The organism is Pyxidicoccus trucidator, from assembly GCF_010894435.1.
Taxonomy (GTDB): domain Bacteria; phylum Myxococcota; class Myxococcia; order Myxococcales; family Myxococcaceae; genus Myxococcus; species Myxococcus trucidator.
The window spans coordinates 206,644-224,231 of record NZ_JAAIXZ010000016.1; the positions used below are offsets into that span (position 1 = coordinate 206,644).

General features: G+C 68.7%; 14 protein-coding genes. 6 read left to right on the top strand and 8 right to left on the bottom strand.

Annotation, left to right across the window (positions count from 1 at the left end; translation table 11 throughout):
- The first annotated feature begins 109 nt into the window (after window positions 1-109).
- Together G4D85_RS35850 and G4D85_RS35855 are read left to right on the top strand one after the other, a co-directional pair.
- Window positions 110-637, top strand: coding sequence for a hypothetical protein (locus G4D85_RS35850; protein WP_164018591.1), 528 nt, complete (start codon window positions 110-112; stop codon window positions 635-637).
- Window positions 634-1,653 carry a hypothetical protein gene (locus tag G4D85_RS35855; protein WP_164018592.1) on the top strand — a complete coding sequence of 340 codons (1,020 nt, stop codon included), beginning with the start codon at window positions 634-636 and terminating at the stop codon, window positions 1,651-1,653. The genes G4D85_RS35850 and G4D85_RS35855 overlap by 4 nt, the downstream gene beginning before the upstream one ends.
- A 3-nt stretch (window positions 1,654-1,656) precedes the next feature.
- Here G4D85_RS35855 and G4D85_RS35860 read toward each other — a convergent pair whose 3' ends face one another.
- The 4 genes from G4D85_RS35860 to G4D85_RS35875 form a co-directional block, all read right to left on the bottom strand.
- Window positions 1,657-3,528, bottom strand: a complete 1,872-nt coding sequence (locus G4D85_RS35860; protein ID WP_164018593.1) for a D-arabinono-1,4-lactone oxidase — start codon at window positions 3,526-3,528, stop codon at window positions 1,657-1,659.
- A 158-nt stretch (window positions 3,529-3,686) separates the two neighbouring features.
- Window positions 3,687-7,856 carry a protein kinase domain-containing protein gene (locus tag G4D85_RS35865; protein WP_338052926.1) on the bottom strand — a complete coding sequence of 1,390 codons (4,170 nt, stop codon included), beginning with the start codon at window positions 7,854-7,856 and terminating at the stop codon, window positions 3,687-3,689.
- A gap of 113 nt (window positions 7,857-7,969) precedes the next feature.
- On the bottom strand, window positions 7,970-9,604 hold the full coding sequence (locus G4D85_RS35870; RefSeq protein WP_164018595.1) for a metallophosphoesterase: 1,635 nt from the start codon (window positions 9,602-9,604) through the stop codon (window positions 7,970-7,972).
- 152 nt (window positions 9,605-9,756) lie between these two features.
- The gene (locus tag G4D85_RS35875; RefSeq protein WP_164018596.1) at window positions 9,757-11,343 is read right to left on the bottom strand and encodes a hypothetical protein; all 1,587 of its coding nucleotides are present in this window, start codon (window positions 11,341-11,343) and stop codon (window positions 9,757-9,759) included.
- A 280-nt stretch (window positions 11,344-11,623) separates the two neighbouring features.
- Here G4D85_RS35875 and G4D85_RS35880 point away from each other — a divergent pair, with 280 nt between their 5' ends.
- Window positions 11,624-12,040, top strand: a complete 417-nt coding sequence (locus G4D85_RS35880) for a hypothetical protein (protein WP_164018597.1) — start codon at window positions 11,624-11,626, stop codon at window positions 12,038-12,040.
- A 294-nt stretch (window positions 12,041-12,334) separates the two neighbouring features.
- On the opposite strand, the gene G4D85_RS35885 is transcribed toward G4D85_RS35880, so the two are convergent.
- The gene (locus tag G4D85_RS35885) at window positions 12,335-13,441 is read right to left on the bottom strand and encodes a hypothetical protein (protein ID WP_164018598.1); all 1,107 of its coding nucleotides are present in this window, start codon (window positions 13,439-13,441) and stop codon (window positions 12,335-12,337) included.
- Window positions 13,442-13,474: 33 nt separating this feature from the next.
- Between G4D85_RS35885 and G4D85_RS35890 the strand changes: the two genes are divergently transcribed.
- A complete protein-coding gene (locus G4D85_RS35890) occupies window positions 13,475-13,648 on the top strand; it encodes a hypothetical protein (protein ID WP_164018599.1) in 174 nt (57 codons plus the stop codon).
- On the opposite strand, the gene G4D85_RS35895 is transcribed toward G4D85_RS35890, so the two are convergent.
- Window positions 13,600-14,340 (bottom strand): 3-oxoacyl-ACP reductase family protein, encoded by a 741-nt coding sequence (locus G4D85_RS35895; protein WP_164018600.1) that lies wholly within the window; start codon window positions 14,338-14,340, stop codon window positions 13,600-13,602. The genes G4D85_RS35890 and G4D85_RS35895 overlap by 49 nt on opposite strands.
- A gap of 99 nt (window positions 14,341-14,439) precedes the next feature.
- Here G4D85_RS35895 and G4D85_RS35900 point away from each other — a divergent pair, with 99 nt between their 5' ends.
- Window positions 14,440-15,057 (top strand): TetR/AcrR family transcriptional regulator, encoded by a 618-nt coding sequence (locus G4D85_RS35900; RefSeq protein WP_164018601.1) that lies wholly within the window; start codon window positions 14,440-14,442, stop codon window positions 15,055-15,057.
- Window positions 15,058-15,151: 94 nt separating this feature from the next.
- On the opposite strand, the gene G4D85_RS35905 is transcribed toward G4D85_RS35900, so the two are convergent.
- Complete coding sequence (locus G4D85_RS35905) at window positions 15,152-16,603, bottom strand: glucose/sorbosone family PQQ-dependent dehydrogenase (protein ID WP_164018602.1); 1,452 nt, start codon at window positions 16,601-16,603, stop codon at window positions 15,152-15,154.
- 127 nt (window positions 16,604-16,730) lie between these two features.
- Between G4D85_RS35905 and G4D85_RS50895 the strand changes: the two genes are divergently transcribed.
- Window positions 16,731-17,027 carry a GNAT family N-acetyltransferase gene (locus tag G4D85_RS50895; protein WP_164018603.1) on the top strand — a complete coding sequence of 99 codons (297 nt, stop codon included), beginning with the start codon at window positions 16,731-16,733 and terminating at the stop codon, window positions 17,025-17,027.
- Here the strand turns inward: G4D85_RS50895 and G4D85_RS35915 are convergent.
- Window positions 16,954-17,454 (bottom strand): VOC family protein, encoded by a 501-nt coding sequence (locus G4D85_RS35915; protein ID WP_240359698.1) that lies wholly within the window; start codon window positions 17,452-17,454, stop codon window positions 16,954-16,956. The two genes, G4D85_RS50895 and G4D85_RS35915, sit on opposite strands and share 74 nt — an antisense overlap.
- Window positions 17,455-17,588 lie beyond the last annotated feature (134 nt).

The following is a 17,588-nucleotide window of genomic DNA, read 5'->3' on the forward strand; positions in this document are numbered from 1 at the left end:
CAGATGGAGTGTTCCCCCCGTCCGGGAGGCAGGTGCGCTCTTCGCTCACGAGGGTGATGCTGCCCCGGTCGCCTGACGCGCTACGCGGCGCGTGGAGCGGAGGTGAAGCATGGGGTTGTCGGCACGCATCGTCGGGCTCCTGTCTCTCTCGGCACTGCTGGTGGGCGCCACGGGGTGCTGTCGCGCGCCCTTCCCTTTCGTCGCCGTTCGCGAGGAGGTGCTGCGCAGCGACACGGTGACCCTGCCCCTGGACCCACAGGGGCGCGAGCACCTGCTCGCCTTCCTCCGCGCGGGCGGAGACCGGGACCTGATGGAGGAGCCACCCCAGCTTCCCGAGGCGGACCAGCACTACGGGCCGCTGCTCGAGCTGCTGTCCTCCCCGGAGAACCTCGACCAGGAGGACATCAACCGGGAGGACATGGGCTCCGGCCCCTATCGCCAGTTCTTCTCCAGCAAGCCTCTCCGGGACGTGATTGACGCAAGGCAGGAGAGGCCTTCCCCGCTCAACCCTCCATACGCCCTGAGCGACGGCCGCTTCTGGTGGCTCTTCGAGCGCGGGCCCGAGGGCAAGCTGTCGCGGCTCACCGTGTTCCCGGCGATGCGCAAGCCCGACGAGCCGCAAGAGGTCCTACGATGAGCCTCCACGACGCAGTGCTGTCCGCGCTCGGCTCGGTGGCCGACGTCCGGCTCGTCGCCTCCCTGCGGGACCCGCGCCTGGGGTTCAACAGCACCACGGACCTCCACCTCTTCATCCCCGACCTGCACCTCGTCAGCAATGAGGTCCGCCCGCGCTACAAGTACGGGACCAACGAGCTAGGAATGCTCACCTCGGCCCTCGCAGCCCTCGGCGAGTTGCGGTCGGTGGAGAAGGCACGCGCGAGGAGGATTGGCGTCTTCCAGATGGGCGACTTCCTCGACATCTGGAGGGAGACTCCCTTCCTGACCCCGGGCTTCGACGCGGCCGCCCGCATCACCGACAGCCACCCGGCCCTGATGTCGGAGTTCGGCTCCGGGCGGCTCGGGGCCCGCTTCCTGCTGGGCAACCACGACTTCGAGCTCTTCCGCCACGAGCGGTTCAACAGGATGAGCAAGCGCCGCTTCTTCCTGGCCCCCGCGAGCGCCAGCGCGGCGGGGCTGGCACTGCACGGAGACATCTTCGACTGGCAGGAGCAGTTTCCCGACGCCTTCCAGAGCCTGGTCGTCTTCTACATCTCCCCTTTGCGGGAGCCGGAGGAGCGCCACCTGGAGGAAATGCTCGCGCTCGTCCATACGGAAAACAGGGAGCTGAATCTCACGGAGGGAATCGCCGGGACCGCGCGGCTCGGGGCTGTCGCGGCGCTCCAACCCCACCAGGTCAACGTCCCCGAGCGGTTCAACCTGACCAGCCACAAGTTTCTCGGCCCGGCGAAGGACCTGTGCCAGCGCCTCAACCGGGACCTCCAGTTCAACATGCACTACGCCGTCATCGGGCACACCCACCATGCGCGCATCGCGGTTGACGAAAGCAGCAATGGCTTCTTCGCGCTCATCGACACGGGCGCATGGATAGAGAGCTGCGAGCTGCCGGATGGCTCGCGGCTCCCCAATGCGCAGCTCACGGCCATCTCCGACAACGAGGTGCGCATCTACCAGCTCATCCGGCGCACCGTCTGAGCCTCAGGCGGCCGCCCTGCGAGGGCCCTGCACTCGAGCCACGGGCTTCGCCCGTTCTACATGCGGGGCATGCCCCGAGGTCTCCTGGTGGGCTCCGCCATTCCTCAAGCGGAAGTACAGGCGGCGGAGGCGGAAGAACAGGCTGAGGAGTGAAATCAAGAAAGGGCACCGTGCCGGCCGCGATTCCAGCTGCGCGGGCGGGGTAGCGGACGACAAGGCATGAGTCGACGCGGGCAGGAGCGCCCGCACGCGAACCCCCAGGCCGAGGTGCTCCTTCCAATACGTGTTCAGGAAGATGCCATCCGGATCCATCTCCCGCCGGACCTCCATGAACTTCCGCCACATGGGGTATTGCAGGCGGAGGTAGTCCGCACCGGCCGGCGAGTCCGCCTTGGGCAGGTGCTTGCCCCAGTGCACGCGGAAGTTGATGTTCTTCTTCCTCATCAGCTCCCAGAACTGCTCGAAGAAACGCTCCCGGTCCGCTTCGAAGCTCCTCCCGTCTTTCGCGCCCGGGCGGAACCAGAACACGTCCAGCCTGACGGAGTGCCGCCCATGGCTGGGGCTCAGCCAGAAGCGACTCTTGTGACCCGGGTAGACTTCAAAGGCGTACGGGCCGGTCCGCGTCATGCCCTCCGCCGCGCTCGTGCCCTTGCCGTCCTGGGGGTGGGGGCAGAAGAACTGGCTCATGAGCCTCATCACCCTGCCGGTATCGGCGATGTCGATGAACAGCTCGGTGAACTCCGTTGGCACATTCTCGTCCGAGATGTTGTCGTCCAGAGGCAGCGCCTTGTACCAGACGTCCCGGAATGGCTTTCCCTGCTGCTTCTTCTTCCTGCGCCCGCCCAGGAAGAGGCCCAGGGCGTCACTCACCAGGTCCCGGGTCTCTGCGTTGTAGGGCAGCGGATCCTCCGTCGCGAGGTAGGTGAAGAACGGGCGGATGACGAGCCTCTGGACGATTCTCGGAACCCCGACGAAGGGCCTGCGCGCGAAGCGCCGGGTACTCAGTCGCTGCAAGGTGCGCGGTCCCGAGACCCGGCACCAGTGCTTGATGCGCCTGCGGAGGGTGGACGCCTGCTTGTAGCTGGCTCCGGAGCGCTTCGCCGCCCAGAGCTCCACCATGTCGACACCCTGTTGCGGCCACCAGAACAGCCGGGTGTATTGGTTCTTCTTGTCCTGGAAGAACCCCTCCAGCCCGGCCTTGCCGTCCCTGAACAGGTTCGCGGGGCACTTCTGGGTGGGCATGGTGGAATGGAGGCCCTGGACGTCGTAACGAGGCCCGCACTCGAGCGTGACGGTGGACACGATGCCCAGCAGTCCCATGGAGACCCCCGCGGCGTAGAACGGATTGTGCTTCTCGTCCTCGGGGTCATCCGGCTTGGGGGCCAGGTCGTGCACCTGGCCGGTCCCATCGATGAGGCGGATGCCGACGACGGCCGCGCCCAGGTCGTGCTGGAGGGTGCCACCCCTCGAACCCGTGGAGAGGAAGCCGGCCACCGTCTGGTGGGTGATTCCTCCAAGGTCCGGCAAGGCCCAGCCGCGCGTGTCGAGCTGCCACACGAGGCTGTTCTCCTTGTTCGACAGAGGGTCCTGCGGATCCACCCCCATGTGGCAGCCCGCCTGGACGGTGACGCGCATCCGCCTGCCCGCTTCGACTTCGTCCCACTCGAGAATCTCGGTGTACCGGTCGAGCTGCACGTTGATGTGGTATCCACCCGCGTCGGAATAGATGCTCCCGGGCACGCCGTGCGCCGAGCCACGCACCCGGAGCTGGGCGCCCTCGACCCGGGCCTTCCTGACGAGCTGGATGAGCTCCTCCTCCGTCTGGGGATGCTCGAATGAGAATCCATTGCCGTGCCGCGTGTCGTCGGGAGGCATGCCTGGCTCCAATTGGGGGAACCTGAGCCCCAAGGGAAGGGACTCAAGCGCCCGAGGCCGCGCACCGGAACCGCGGCACACACCTCAGGGCGGTTTCAGTAAAGACGGAGCCACCCCCGAGTGGATGTGACTGACCTCCCAGGGGCAGCGGAGAGGACCTAGTCGACCGCCTCTTCCTCGGCGTGTGCATCCTGAAGCCTGCCCAGCAGGACCCTGGCAACCCGAAGCTCGGAAGAGTCAAGGCCCGGCGGCAGTGGCTCGAGCAGCTCCAACAGCAACCGTTGCGTCTCCCGGCTCCTCCCCTGCTCCCGCAGCAGATGGCACAGGCTCAGGGTGGCCCGAATCTCGATGCACCGCGCCCCGGACCGCCGGCCAATCCGTATCGCCTCGTGGAATTCCCACAGCGCCCGGGCCGCTTCGCCCTGGCGCAGCAGCAATTCCCCCTGGAGCCGGTGCAGCTCGGGATCCTCCAGGTGCTCTCCCGTCCTCTCTCCCCAGGCCAGTCCCTCCGCCACCGCGTCCAGCCCCTCGGGAATCAGCCCCAGCCGCAGGCGCGCATCCGCCAGCAGGCAGAAGAAATAGGTTCCGCCGGACTCCGCGCCCGCCTGCCGGATGCGCTCGAGGTCTCGCAGCAACAGGCCATAGCCCTCCTCCTGGCGGCCGAGCCGGATGAGTGCCCACCCGCGTAGCGCGGGTGCCCAGCCCTCCCAGGTCGGGAACTGCCCCTGCTCGAAGATGAAGAGGGCCTTGTCGATGGCCTCCAGCAGCCGGTGCACATCGAACCGGACCCAGTGCATCTGGGCGGCCGCCTGGTACGTCAGCAGCAACGTGTAGGGGTGGCCCAGCCGCTCGGCACGCTGGAGAGCCCCGTCGATGAGCCGCAGGCTCCGCTCCCGCTCGCAACGGATGGCGCAGGTGATGGCCTCGTAGGCCTGGGCCATCGCCAGCGGCTCGGACTCGAGCACCCCGAGCGCCTGCGGCATCAGCTCCGCTTCCGAGGCGCCCTGGGCCACGGCCTCGTGGAACAGCGCCTCGGCCTCCACCACCTCTCCTTGCAGCAGCTGGCTCATCCCCCCCATCAACCGGCCCACGACCAGGAGCTGAGGCACCTGGTCCCGCTGGCCCAGGGAGACAATCTGCTCCGAGAGCTTGAGCGCCACCGGGAAGTTCAAGCGCATCATGTTCTTGACGAACAGGCTCCTGCACGCGGCCACGAGGATGGGCGTGTCCCGCACGTCCTGGAAGAGCTCCGGGATGCGCGCGTACAGCTGAGCCACCTCGGGCGCCGCGTAGCTCCGCGCGGAGATGAGGGCCTGACCGAGCAGCACCAGCAGCCGCAGCTCCTCCTCTACCCGCTGGGCCGCCCGGGGCAGGCGCCTGAACAGCGCGAGCGCCTGCTCCAGATGGGCCGCGGACTCGTCGAACGCCGAGCGCCGCAGGGCCAACTCCCCGGCCTGGGCCCAGTACTGGATGGCCGGCTTCGACTCTCCCGCCTGGGTGTAGTGGTGGGCGATGAGCTCGGGCGGAGCGGGGCTGACGCCCTCCCCGGGGTGCTCCAGGAGGAAGGCGACCCGATGGTGGTACTGCCGCCTGCGGGGCTTCTGCAGGGACTCGTAGGCCTCTTCCTGGATGAGGGCATGCCTGAACTCGTAGCAGGGCTCCGTGCCATCCACCTTGTGCAGGAGCAGTCCCTCGTCGACCAGCTCCTCGAGCTCCCGGCATAGGGAGGCGCCATCGCGCTCCACCACGGCCGCCAGCTGCCGCCGCGTGAAGCTGCGGCCAATCACGGCCCCCGTCCAGACCAGCTCCTTCTGCTCCTGGGGGAGCGGATCCAACCGGGCCAGGAGCAGCTCCTGCAGGGTGACGGGCAGGGGGCCAATCCCAGACATCTCGGCGCCGGGCACTGCCCGGGTCAGCACCATGCGGGTCATCTCCTCGACGAAGAGGGGAATGCCCTCCGTCTGCCGCACCAGGAGCTTGAGCGTCTCCCCTGGCAGGCTGGGCCGGTCCTGGGTGAGCCGCCGCACCAGCTCGGCGGTGTCCTCCTCCGAGAGTCGCTCCAGCGCGAGCCGCTGGAAGCCGGGATGCCGCCGACAGGAGAACCGCGGCTCGGGCCGTGTGCTCAACAGCAGGAGCACCCCCGACAGCTCGATGCGCTCCTGCAGCAGCGTGAGCAGCCGCAGGGTGGAAGGGTCGGCCCAGTGCAGGTCCTCCAGGACGAGCAGCAGGGAGCCCGGCTGGCCCCCTCCCGGAAGTCGTGCGGGCAACCGCAACAGGAAGGTGGCCAGGGTCTCCAGGGTGTGCTCCCGCTGCTGGTCGGGAGACATCAGGAGGGGCGGCAGGTCCCCGCGTGGGGGGAGGTCCAGGAGTTGCCCGAGCAGGAGCAGTCCCTCCGGATGCGGCAGCTCCAGGACTTTCGATAGCTCCTCCAGGCGAGCCCACTTCCTCGCGGCTGGCGAGTCCGCCGGGCCCAGCTCGAGCAGGGGTGCCATCCACTCGAGCACCGGATGGAAGGCGCTGCGGCTGAGCTGGGGCCAGCACTGGCTGGAGATGCAGCGCGCCCCTTCATGGACGGCGTGCTGGCACAGCTCCTGGATGAGCCGGGACTTGCCAATGCCTGCTTCGCCGCTGAGCAGGACCACCGCTCCGTGCCCCTGGCGGGCGCGCTCCCACCGGGCGAGGAGCTGGCGCAGCTCATCGACCCTGCCCACCAGCGGGGTGAGGCCCCGGGACAGCGTCCGCCCGAAGCGGGTGGTCTCCGGCCGCTCGTTCAGCAGCCGGTGGATGCCCACCCGCAGCGCGCCCAGCGAGGAGGCGAAGACCTGCTGGCCCAGCGGCTCTGCCACGAAGCTCCCACGCGCCCCCTGCAAGGTGTTGTCGCTGAGGCTGGCGGTGTTGGGCGCCGCCTGTCTGGCCAGCCAGGTCGCCAGGCGGGGCGCCTCGCCCTGGATGGAAGGAGCGTGTCCCTTCCCCCCGGCTGGGTCGAGCGCGTCCAGCACCACCATGTCCGTATGCACGCCCACGTGCACCGCGAGCTCGGTCTGCTCCGCTTGTGGCAGCTCGCTCGCCACCTTCGCCAGCCCGAGTGCGGCACGCAGCGCGCACAGGACGTCATCCTCGCGGGCGAGCGGATAGCCGAAGCAGCCCAGCACCTCGTCTCCCATGCGCAGCGCCACCCACCCCCCGTGCCGCTCGATGACGCGTGAGCAGGCCTGCTGGAAGGCCGCCTGCAGGTCGCCGAGGTCCTCGGAGTCGAAGGACTCGAGGCACGCCGAGAGTCGGCAACACACCAGCGTTACCTGCCGCCGGTGGGGAATGAAGCGCGGGGGCGACGCCCCCGAAGAGGGGAACAGGGTCCACTCCAGCATCCTCAGTTGCTCGCGCATCTCGAGCGCGCTCTGGAAGCGACGGGCCGGATTCTTGGCCAGTGCCCGTGCGAGGAACCAGCTCACCGGGTCAGGCAGGTCCGAGCGACGGCTGCGCACCGGCGGGACGGGCCCGGGCGAGAGGACCCGCTCGCGGAGCACGTGGAGCTTGTCGGCGGCATAGGGCAGCTCCCCCGTGAGCATCTTGTACAGCAGCAGCCCGGCGGCCCAGGTGTCCGTGCGCAGGTCCTGCGGCTCTCCCCGCCATTGCTCGGGAGCCATGAAGGCAGGCGTCCCCCCACTGGCCATTTCGGGCGAGGAGTCGAACCGGGCCAGTCCGAAGTCGAGCAGCTTCACCCGCCCGTCCGGGAGGATGAACACGTTGCTCGGCTTCAGGTCGCGGTGGATGATGTGGTGCGCATGGGCATGCGCCAGCCCGGCCACGACGTCGCCCAGGATTCCCAGGGCCCGCTGCAGCTCCAACGCGCCGTGCTCCAGCAGCGCGCTGAGTGACTGTCCCTCCAGACACTCCATGATGAGGAAGGGAGAGCCCTTCCATTCCGAGACATCGAAAATCCGGACGATGTTCTCGTGGTCGAGCTGGGCAACCAGCCGGGCTTCTTTCTGGAGCAGCCTGTCCATCGACTCCTGCGTCAGCGACTGGCCCGCGGAGAGGAACTTGAGCGCCACGATGCGTTGCAGCACGTGGTCCCGGGCACGGACGACGAGTCCCATGCCCCCCCTGCCAAGCTGCCCGATGATCTCGAACCGCCTGCCATCCTTCCCCCCGAGCCGATCTCCTGGTTGGGGACCTGGCAGGAGCGGAGCGGACCCGATGACCTCAAGCAGGAAGGAATCTCCGAAGTCGGAGTCATCCCGGAACCCCAGGCTGGACTCATCGCGTCGACGCATCGTCGTCCCCTCAGCGGTACGATGATGACCCCAGGCGGGATAGACACTCATTGCCGGTCGAGCAGCGGTCGGGGCCCTCGCTGCGCCTCCTGGGGAGGACCGGCCCCAGTGAGCGAGCGACCCCAGACCTCCTCAGCTCCTCCGAGCGCGTGTCACCCGGGGCGTCAGTGCGGGGAAGACACGTCCGGCCGCGAGTCCGAGGCGGGAAGTGACCGCGTCGGTTCGCGCTGCCCTTGCGTGAGGAGATGCAGCTTCAGCTGGTGCCGGACCCGGCGCTCTCGCTTGAGGAAGAGCTTGTAGAGGTACTCGGAGCCCAGGGCGAGCCGCTCCGTCAGGGGAAGCTCTCGCACTTCGTGCAGCAGGTTCGCCGACAGCTCGGCACGCCGCCGGAGGATGGCGTTGCCACAGGCGGCGGCCGCCGCACGCCAGGGGCCCTCCGGCCGGTCCACCAGGGCGCGCACGTGCGCCATCAGCGGGCCCGCGGCGGCTTCGTCTCCGGCGCGCAACACCATCACCGGCGAGCGGTGGGGCTCTGTCGTCTGGGCGCAGAGCTGGACCAGCGCGGTGTCGAGCGTGTCATCGACGAGCAGCATGGCGCCTCCGGTGGCCGGACGCGCTTCGGGTGTGTCCACGACCCAGCCGCCGGTGTTGTACACGCGCACGCGTGAGCCGAGCTCCGGCAGCTCCACCTCTTGCGCCAGCGGGTGGTGGGTGTGTCCGTAGGTGAAGATTTGCTCGGTGGGGAAGGGATGATTGCGGGCGCTCAGCTCCCGAGCCACCTCCGTCGCGAGCGGCCCTTTCAGGTAGTTGATGACCCCCTCGTCCACCTGTTCCCGGGACGCGAGCGACTGGCGCACGTCGTTCTCCTCAATGAGGTCCAGGGCCCGCAGGAGAAAGGGCAACAGCAGGCGCTGGCGCAGGCGGCGGCCAAACTTCCGGCCTTTCAGCGAGACCAACGCTCCGGCCAGGCGGCTGGCGAGCAGGACCTTTCCCGGGTCCGTCTTGAGCATGTCATAGCTGCGTCGCACCCCCGCGCCCACCCGGCCCTCGCGGCCGAGGCTGGACCAGAGGAAGTCGATCCACGCGGCGTTGTCCGTCTCCAGCTGGGCAATCGTCGGTGCCTCGTCCGTCTCGCAGTAGATGGCCCGGGCCAGGGGCGTCATCAGCAGGTAGACGTCATCGGCGAAGTGGCCGTGGTGGGCGAGCAGCATCCGCTGTTGCCGGATGACGCCCAGGTTCGGGTAGCCCAGCACCACCCGCAAGTCGGGGTGGGCGGGATGGCGGTGACGCAGCATGCGCGTGAGCAGCGCGTTCTCGGTGGGCTGCTGCTCGGGGAGTGCCCCGGGAGCGGGGTGGAGCTCGGCGAAGATGAGGGTCGTCGGGGCCGAGGCTTCGAGCGGCGCATCCGGCGAGACGCGCATCATCCGCTCGGCGACGAGCTCGTCACGCGTCCCCGTCCACAGCTCGTGGTCGTGGTTGCCGGGAATGAAGACGATATTGGGAGAGAAGAGCGCCTCGCCGTCGGCTGGAAAGAGCCGGCTGATGAACTGGTCGAACCCGTCGAGCGCGACGTGGGTGGGCGCGAGTGCGAGCTCGAAGATGTCGCCGACCAGGACGAGGTAGGGCTTGATGCCGGGAGGATTGGCCCGCGCGACATCCCGCAAGCACGCCACCAGGCCGTCCAGCGCATCGTTGGCCATGAGCGGCCGCGTGGCGCCATTGCTGGTGGGGTCGCTCAGCAGACTGTTGCGCTCCCCGAAGTGCAGGTCCGACAGGAAGACGTATTGGACAGCGGCCATGTGTTCCCCCGAAGGGGACGAGATAGCCATCCGCCCGTGCTCCGAACAACCCGACCGGACGGACGATGGCGCAGCGGCCCTGCTCCGGCGTCAGCCTCGGGAGTGTCCTCCAGCAGAACCTGGAGGCGCTCGTCGAAGGGTTTGCACCAGGGCTACTTTCTCCGGAAGATGGAGCGACCCTCGCGGAGGCACGCGATGAGCGCGTCGCGGCGGAGCCCGTTTGCGTCGACGACCTCGTCCACGAGCCACAGCCGCACACGGGCGAGGAGCTCATCGTTCCGGAAGAAGTCCTCGTCGGAGCCCAAGCCGGTCTCGAGGTCGCCGCCGAAGCGGATGTCATGGTCCTCGCCGAGGAAGAGTCGCGCGCGGATGCCGCCGGAGACCATCAAGGACTTGTCATTGCGGAAGCCGTGGATGAGGTCCTCCGCGACGAGGTCCCCGCCGACGAAGAAGGCCCCGTCCGTGACGAGGCTTCCACACCGCAGCCCTCCGGCGATGGCAACCCGGGAGTCCGGGTCACAGTCCCGGACGAGCCCGGTGACTTCGGCATCCCCCAGCACGAGCAGGGTGCCAACGATGCGCAGGTGGCCCTCGACGCGGAGGTCGCCCGGGATGACACGGACCTCGCCGGGCCCCACCTCCAGGTCGCCGGAAACGACCTCCGTGGGAGCTGGGGCTGGAGCCGCTTCGCGCAGCAGCCACGCGGCGGCGTAGAAGCCCCAGGGCTCCACGTTGCGCTTGCGCAGCTCGCGAGCCCACTCCTCGGCGGTGGGCGGGAGTGGCTCCATCCACCTGTCCAGGGCCTCGACCTTGCCGTCCTCGAAGGCCGTGTCCGACCGCAGCCGCTCCGCGACGCGGGCCTTCACGTCCTGCAGCGCCGCCCGGGTGATGCTCATCTCATGCGACCCTCTGGGCGACTCGCCAGCGGGGGGCATCGCGACTCCAGTGAGGGGCCTGATGGGACGGCGGCGTGCGCCCAGGAGGTCCTCGGCCGCGCGCAGTGCGACGCACGTACGGTCATTCGGTGGGTAGAATTCCGTCGCGATGCGATGGAGGTCCTGCCAGGTGAGCTCGGCACCCGTCTCCTCGTCACCGAGCCTGGCCACGGACACAGGAGGCGGGGACGTGTACCCGAGGTAGCCGTGGAGAAGAGGCGAGGCCCACAGCCGTGCGAGCAAGCTGGTGCGCGTGAGCTGCTCGGCGTCGAAGGCCTCGGTCAGCATTGCCTCGAAGACGATGAGCTTCGAGGGAAGCACGAGCGCGAGGTCCGGCTTCGCGTTGAACACCCCCTGGAGCGCGCCGTAGACGGCGCGGTTCTGCACGTCCAGCGCACTCCCCGGGACGGTGCCCTCGGGCCCGACCCCGATGGAGAGGCGGTCTGCCTTCGTCCTCACCTGGGCCGGGTGGGTCTGCTTCGGGTCGCGGAGGACCGACGCCAGCTGTGACCACCGGGTGTGCGGACGTGCCTCGGCAACAAGCCCGACCAGCTCATCCATGCGGCTGGAGACGTCGCTGCCCTTCCACGTCTCGTATGCATCCCGGATGAGGGCGACTTCGGCCAGGACCACGGCACCCGCGGCCTCGCCGGGAACGTCCAGGCCACGCACACGGAGGACGGCCAGCACCCGGGCCATCGCGCTCGCCTGGGGCGCGGTGGCAAGCCTCTCGTGGAGGAGTCGAAAGAGGTGCGAGCAGGCCGCGCGCTCCTCCCGATTGAAGCTGTCGAAGGGAATCTCCATTCTCGCAATATGCCCCACCGCCCGCCGGGTGGGACGGGGTGGAAGCCGCGACCGCCGAGTGCGCCAGCCGCGAATTCATTCCATCCATCCCTCTTCTGCGCACATGTCGCGCGCGCGGCGCGGGAATCACGCCCGAGGTCATATTCACCGTGTCGAGGGGTGGAACGTCTTCTGTGCACGGGGACGGTGAGCGCGGCTCCGGAGGCCGGGTGGTCCGGCCCGGTGCACCCGCGCGCCGTGAAGGCCGTCGCGCCGTCTCCCTCACGTCAGGAGACTTGTCATGCACTCGGTTCACCAGGCTGTTCATCGCGGTTCGTCTCACGGTGTCTGGCTTCGGCGCGCGCTGCTCGCCACGGGACTTGTTGCCCTGGCCGTGGGTGTCAGCGGTTGTCCCTCGGAGCCCACCGCGTCGGGAAGCAAGGCGGCGGAGGCGCCGCCGGCCGACAGGAGCCAGGCGGAGGCGCTGGCGAAGGCCGACAAGTGGCAGGAGGGCGAGGCCTGCGTGGCGAACAACGCTCCGGATTGCCCCGCGCAGCATCGCGGGGTGTGTCGCACGGGGCGAGCCCCTGGGTGCTCCCACGACGCCTGCACCGAGGCGAAGAACCAGGCGCGCACCAACCTGCGCGCGGTCGTTCCCCAGGAGTGCTACAAGTACATCCAGTCCACGGCCCCCTGCCTCAACGGGCCCGGCTGCTGAGCGTCAGCCAGGGCCTGGACCGCGCCCCGACCCCCGAAGACCTTGTGGTGCCAAGGGCTCGGCCGGGCGAAAAGAAAACCCCGTGGCACCTTGCGGCGCCACGGGGCTCTTTGCTGCTGGAGGCGGCGGAAATCGAACCCTCAGGCAAGGTCCACTGGATGGAGGAGTCGCGAAGTGACGCGCGCCTGGCCAACGTCATCCAGGGGGAGACCGGCACCCAGATGGCGGGCTCCTGGGCCTACCTCTGGCCCGAGCAGGTGTGAGCAGGCCGCGGGTGAGGCGGAGGCCGCCCCGCTACTTCCACTCCTTCAGCTCGATACGAATGGTGTGGCCCCCTTTCATGTCGGTCATGCTGACCAGTGGCCAGAACCGGCCCCAGACGGGCGCGTCCTTCAGCCCCCAGGGGTCCTCGGCCAGTGTCAGCTGCTGCGTGAAGTCGACGTCGCCGGCGCTCCGTCCGGCGAGCGAGCGCAGGATGACCCCGACACGCGCATCCCCCACCTGCACGACGCTCCGTTCGGCCGGAGCGGCCTCCCTGGCGTACAGGTTGCGTCCGGGCTCCAGCCGGGCGAGGAGGAAGACCACGTCGAGCAGGGTGCCCTCCCATTGAGACTCGATGAGGGGGTGGTATGTCCCCGTCCCGCTGACGGAATGGCGGACCCGCGCATGGCCCGTGCTCCAGACGTGCGTCTCGACGGACGGCTCCTGCCCCATCCACACGTCATAGACCGCCACCTGGCCGGGCCTCACCGCCACCACCGCGTCACGTGGCCCCGGCGTCCGGACGCCGTGCGCGACGAGCCGCGCCCGGCTGAGCACCCCTGCCCAGTCGCTCCAGGCCTCCTCGAGCCACACCGCGCCGCCGGCGAACGCGATGCGCGCATCTGTCGCGCCCACGCAGCCGCGCGTCAGGTTGGCCCCCTGGTGGTGCTCCACCCGGGCACACTCAAACGTGCCGCCGCCGACCTCGACCTTCGCGGGGCGGACTTCGAAGGGATGCGCGCTGTCGTGCCCGGGCTCCGGGATGCGGTCCGCCGCGGCGTTGCGGCCAGACGGCAGCCTGAGCGCTTCCCCGGGCAGGGGCTCCAGACGCATCACGAACACCAGCGGCCGCTGCAGCGGGCCTGACAACGGCCCCGGTCCGCGCGGACGGGCGCGCACCTCGACGAGACGCTCGGACTCGCGCTCCTCCAGCACGGTGAAGGTCACGAGCATGGGCGCCACGTCATAGCCCTCCAGCTCGTACTCGGCGAAGGTCCCTGGCGGCACCGCCGCGGGCGATGCGCTGGAGGAAGGAAGGGCCGGGGCCGGCGCGTCCGCCGGAGGCCAGGCCTCCGCGAGCCGCTTCTGCCCCATGCAGCCCGTCAGCAGCGCCGCCAGCACCACGGTCCCAGCCGTCATCCGTCGCATCCCGCCAGCGTACCGCGAGCGCAGGTGAAGAAGCTCAACACCGGAATCAAGTCACTCGCCCGGGCGCTCAACACGCAGTCCTACGTGTGGCAGTTCAATCCGAGCCTGAGCACGAGGCCGAGGAAGACCCAGGCCCTGGCGGTGCCCCTTCAAACGGCGAAGCCGCCGTCGACGGCGATGGAGGCGCCGGTGATGTAGCGCCCGCCCTCGCCGGAGAGGTGGGCGACCGTGGCGGCGATGTCCTCGCTCTCCCCGAAGTGGCCCAGGGCGAGGAGGGCCCGCTCCGCGTCCGCCCCCGGGCCGTTGGCCGGATTCATGTCCGTGTCGATGGGGCCGGGGTGGACCACGTTGGCGGTGATGCCCCGGGGCCCGAGCTCTCTCGCCAGCCCCTTGGTGAGGCCCGTCAGCGCCGCCTTGCTCATGGTGTAGAGGGTGACGCCAGGAAAGGGCACCCGGTCGACGAAGCAGGTACCGATGCTGATGATGCGCCCACCCTTGCCCATGTGTCGCGCCGCCGCCTGCGAGGCGAGGAACACCGCTCGCACGTGCACCGCGAGTGTCCGGTCCACCTCCTCCAGCGTCACCTCCTCCAGCGGTCCCGAAGGGAAGATGCCCGCGTTGTTGACGAGGATGTCGAGCCGCCCCAGCTCCGCTACCGTCCCCTCCACCGCCCGGATGACGGCCTCCGGGCTCGCGCTGTCCGCGGCGATGGCGAACCCACGCCGACCGGCCGCCTGGATGTCCCTGACGACAGCGTGGGCCTTGTCCGCGGCGCTCACATAGGTCAGCGCCACGTCGGCGCCCTCCCGTGCGAGCCGCCGGGCGATGGCCGCTCCAATGCCCCGGCTGCCTCCTGTGACGAGTGCCACCCTGCCCGTGAGTCCCGACATGTCAGCCCCTTTGTGTAGCGATTGATACAGAATAGGTAATCGCCTTGCCTGGAGCCGTCAACGGATTTATTTAATGAGCGATACAGAAAGGAGCGGGTGATGACGACACGAGGCCGCCCGCGCCACTTCGACCGGGACGCCGCCTTGCGGCAGGCAATGCAGGTCTTCTGGGAGCGCGGCTATGAGGGCGCGTCGCTCAGTGACCTCACGGAGGCCATGGGCATCAAGGCGCCGAGCCTGTACGCCGCCTTTGGTTGCAAGGAGGCCTTGTTCCGTGAGGCGGTGGAGCTCTACGACTCCGTGGAGGGCGGGGCGACAAACCGGGCCCTCCAGGAGGCTCCCACGGCGCGCGCGGCCGTCGAGGCCATGCTGCGCGACAACGTGAAGGAGTACGTGAGTCCCAGCAAGCCGAGCGGCTGCATGATTGTCCTCGCGGCGGTGGCCGGCACGGCGGAGAACCAGGGCGTGCGGGAGTTCCTCGCGGAGCTGCGAAGGGGCTCCACCACGGCGATTCAGCGCCGGTTGGACCGGGGCCGCGCCGAGGGCGAACTGCCAGCGGGCACCGACACCTCGGCCATGGCCGGCTTCTACGCCACCGTGCTGCAGGGCCTCTCCATCCAGGCCCGTGATGGCGCCTCCCTGGAGACGATGGCGGCCATCGTCGACTGCGCAATGGCCGCCTGGGACGCGCTGGTGAAGCGCCGGACGAAGCGCTGAGGGCGAGGGGCGTCCTCAGCCCTGGTTCGGCACGTAGCCTCCTCACGGATGGCGGACCGCAGTGCGATGACCGCGAGCGCCAGGAGCAGAACGCCTACGGAGCCTTCCCGCTGTTGTTGGCGAACCTGAACACCATGATGGAGCCTGGATTGGCGAGCACGTCGGTGGCACCGCCATTGGCGTCCCGGGTGAATCCGGTGGAATCCGTAGCGATGTAGAAGGTCCGGTTGTCAGGGCCCATGGCGAGGTCGCGGTAGCGGTTCACGGTGTCGAAGAGCTGGTCCGTGTCCCGGACGCCCTGGCCGTCGCCGCTCAGCTTGAAGCGGTACAGCGCGCCGTTCTTGAGCGACGTGACCAACAAGGAGCCACCCCAACCCGGAATCGCCCCGTCCCGTGGATAGTAGTCCACGCTCGACGGCGCAATGGAGGGCCGACAGATGAAGAACAGCTCACCACAGGTCTCGTCCTCGAAATCGTAACCGTTCGGCACGGTGTACAGGGTCATGATCGGCTCGACGAAGGCCTCCGTGTAGGCGCTCTCATCGGCGCGGGGAACGCCCGCCGGGACGCTCGCCGGGTCGGTCAGGTTCGTCCAGGTCAGCTCCTGGCAGTTGGGCGCCGCGGACCAGTTGACGTATGCATACGCCTGATTGTCGCGGTACCCCGCGACGTGCGGCCACCCATGGTTGCCGCCTGCCCGGATGATGTTCAGCTCGTCATCGGCGTTGGCGGCGTGCTCGGCCTGGTAGAGCGTGCCGTCCGGCCCGAACACGAGGCCTTGGGGGTTGCGGTGGCCGTAGGTGTAGATGTGGCTCCGCACTCCGTTGAACATCGGGTTGTCCGCCGGAATCGAGCCGTCCAGCTCCATCCGCAGAATCTTTCCCTTGTAGGCAGACCAGTCTGCGTTCTGGACCTCGCTGTCGGTCGGAAGTCGCTGCGCTTCGATGGGCTTGCAGAAGTTGGCGAACTGGTTCGCGCCTTGCTCACCCAGGGAATAGAAGAGTTTCCCGTCCGGACCAATCTTCAGGCGGCCACCGTTGTGGTCATTGCCAGCTGGGATGCCCGAAATGAGCTCACGCGGCTCGCTCAGCGTTTCAGCGTCGGGTTGGTAGGTGAAGCGCACAACCTTCGCGCGGGGATTGTCCTGTTCATCGCCATCCCCCGGAGTGCCGTCGTAGGTGTAGGCGACGTACACGTAGTCGTTCCCGGAGCCGGCGAGCAGTTCTGGGTGAAGCGCCATCCCGAGCAAGCCCTGGTGCTGCATGTCGGCCAGGACTTCGCCGATGGTGACGGCCACTCGCGTTCTCCCGGATTCAGGGTCTATCCGCGTGACCCTCCGTCCAGCCCGCTCCGTCACCCAGAGCATGTCGTCCGGTCCCCAGGTCACCTCCCACGGACCTTCGAGCCCGCTGACCAACACTCGAGCTGGCAACTCCGGCTCCGATGGCTGCTGGTCATCAGCACTCCCGGTCGGGGGTGGTTTGGCGGGTGCAGCTGGACCGCAAGCGACCAGCGAAACCAGAGCCAAGGTCAGAACCGTTCTCATCGTGGTGACTCCTCTGCGGCGGGAGGATGCAATTCCACTCGAGGCCTGCGCCGCGATTCATCGGGCCTCGCTGAGTCAAGCTGGGGCTCGCCGCGCGTGGCAGCCAGCGTCCTGCTGTCAGCGCTCCATGGCGACCTGCGAACACTCACTCCGCGCGGCGATCCGCCATGGCTTCGACGCCCTGAACCTGAACCGCATCGAGGCCGACCTCGACCCGCGCAACATCGGCTCGGCGCGGGTGCTGGAAAAGCTGGGGTTGCTGCATCGCGCACGGCGAGATGGCCGACACCGTGAACCACGGGCTGCGCAGGCGCTACTGGGACGAGCGCTGAGCAGCCCGGCCGGCCGCATCAGGCCTGCGGCGCCGTCCAGACCAGGTTCCACAGGTGGCCGTCGAGGTCCTCGAAGCCCTGGTCATACATGAAGCCGTGGTCCTCGGGCGGATGCGGAGTACGGCCGCCGGCGGCGACGGCCTTGGCGATCAGACTGTCCACTTCTTCCCGGCTCTCGCAGCTCAGGCAGATGATGACCTCGTTGGCCTCCTTCGCCTGCACGACGGGCTTGTCGATGAGGCTCTTGAAGAACGCTTCGGTCATCAGCATGGCATGAATGCTGCCATCCACGATGACCATGAACGCCGCGCTCTCGTTGCTGAATTGTGGATTGAAGCTGAAGCCGAGAGCGGAAAAGAAGGCCTTGGATTTGTCCAGGTCATGCGTCGCTGTTGCGCCACGCCGGCAGTTCTCGCCCACGGTCGAACCACGCCAGCAGATGCGGGGAGTCGTCCAGCGGCAGGCGCGCCCGCTCGCGGACATCAGCGGCGCCGCCACCGCGTAGGCGGCCAGGGTCACGGCTTCGCCCCCCGTCAGCGGCGGTTGGCCAGGTGCTTGTCCAGCACCGTGGAGGCCTGGTCGGCGGCGCCGGTGCCGACTGCGCGACATTCCGCGGCGGACGCACGAACCCTGGAAACGCTTTTTTCGCCCGT

Coding starts and splice junctions, on each gene's coding strand:
- G4D85_RS35850 (WP_164018591.1), top strand. CDS start 110: ATGGGGTTGTCGGCACGCATCGTCGGGCTCCTGTCTCTCTCGGCACTG.
- G4D85_RS35855 (WP_164018592.1), top strand. CDS start 634: ATGAGCCTCCACGACGCAGTGCTGTCCGCGCTCGGCTCGGTGGCCGAC.
- G4D85_RS35860 (WP_164018593.1), bottom strand. CDS start 3,528: ATGCCTCCCGACGACACGCGGCACGGCAATGGATTCTCATTCGAGCAT.
- G4D85_RS35865 (WP_338052926.1), bottom strand. CDS start 7,856: ATGAGTGTCTATCCCGCCTGGGGTCATCATCGTACCGCTGAGGGGACG.
- G4D85_RS35870 (WP_164018595.1), bottom strand. CDS start 9,604: ATGGCCGCTGTCCAATACGTCTTCCTGTCGGACCTGCACTTCGGGGAG.
- G4D85_RS35875 (WP_164018596.1), bottom strand. CDS start 11,343: ATGGAGATTCCCTTCGACAGCTTCAATCGGGAGGAGCGCGCGGCCTGC.
- G4D85_RS35880 (WP_164018597.1), top strand. CDS start 11,624: ATGCACTCGGTTCACCAGGCTGTTCATCGCGGTTCGTCTCACGGTGTC.
- G4D85_RS35885 (WP_164018598.1), bottom strand. CDS start 13,441: ATGACGGCTGGGACCGTGGTGCTGGCGGCGCTGCTGACGGGCTGCATG.
- G4D85_RS35895 (WP_164018600.1), bottom strand. CDS start 14,340: ATGTCGGGACTCACGGGCAGGGTGGCACTCGTCACAGGAGGCAGCCGG.
- G4D85_RS35900 (WP_164018601.1), top strand. CDS start 14,440: ATGACGACACGAGGCCGCCCGCGCCACTTCGACCGGGACGCCGCCTTG.
- G4D85_RS35905 (WP_164018602.1), bottom strand. CDS start 16,603: ATGAGAACGGTTCTGACCTTGGCTCTGGTTTCGCTGGTCGCTTGCGGT.
- G4D85_RS50895 (WP_164018603.1), top strand. CDS start 16,731: ATGGCGACCTGCGAACACTCACTCCGCGCGGCGATCCGCCATGGCTTC.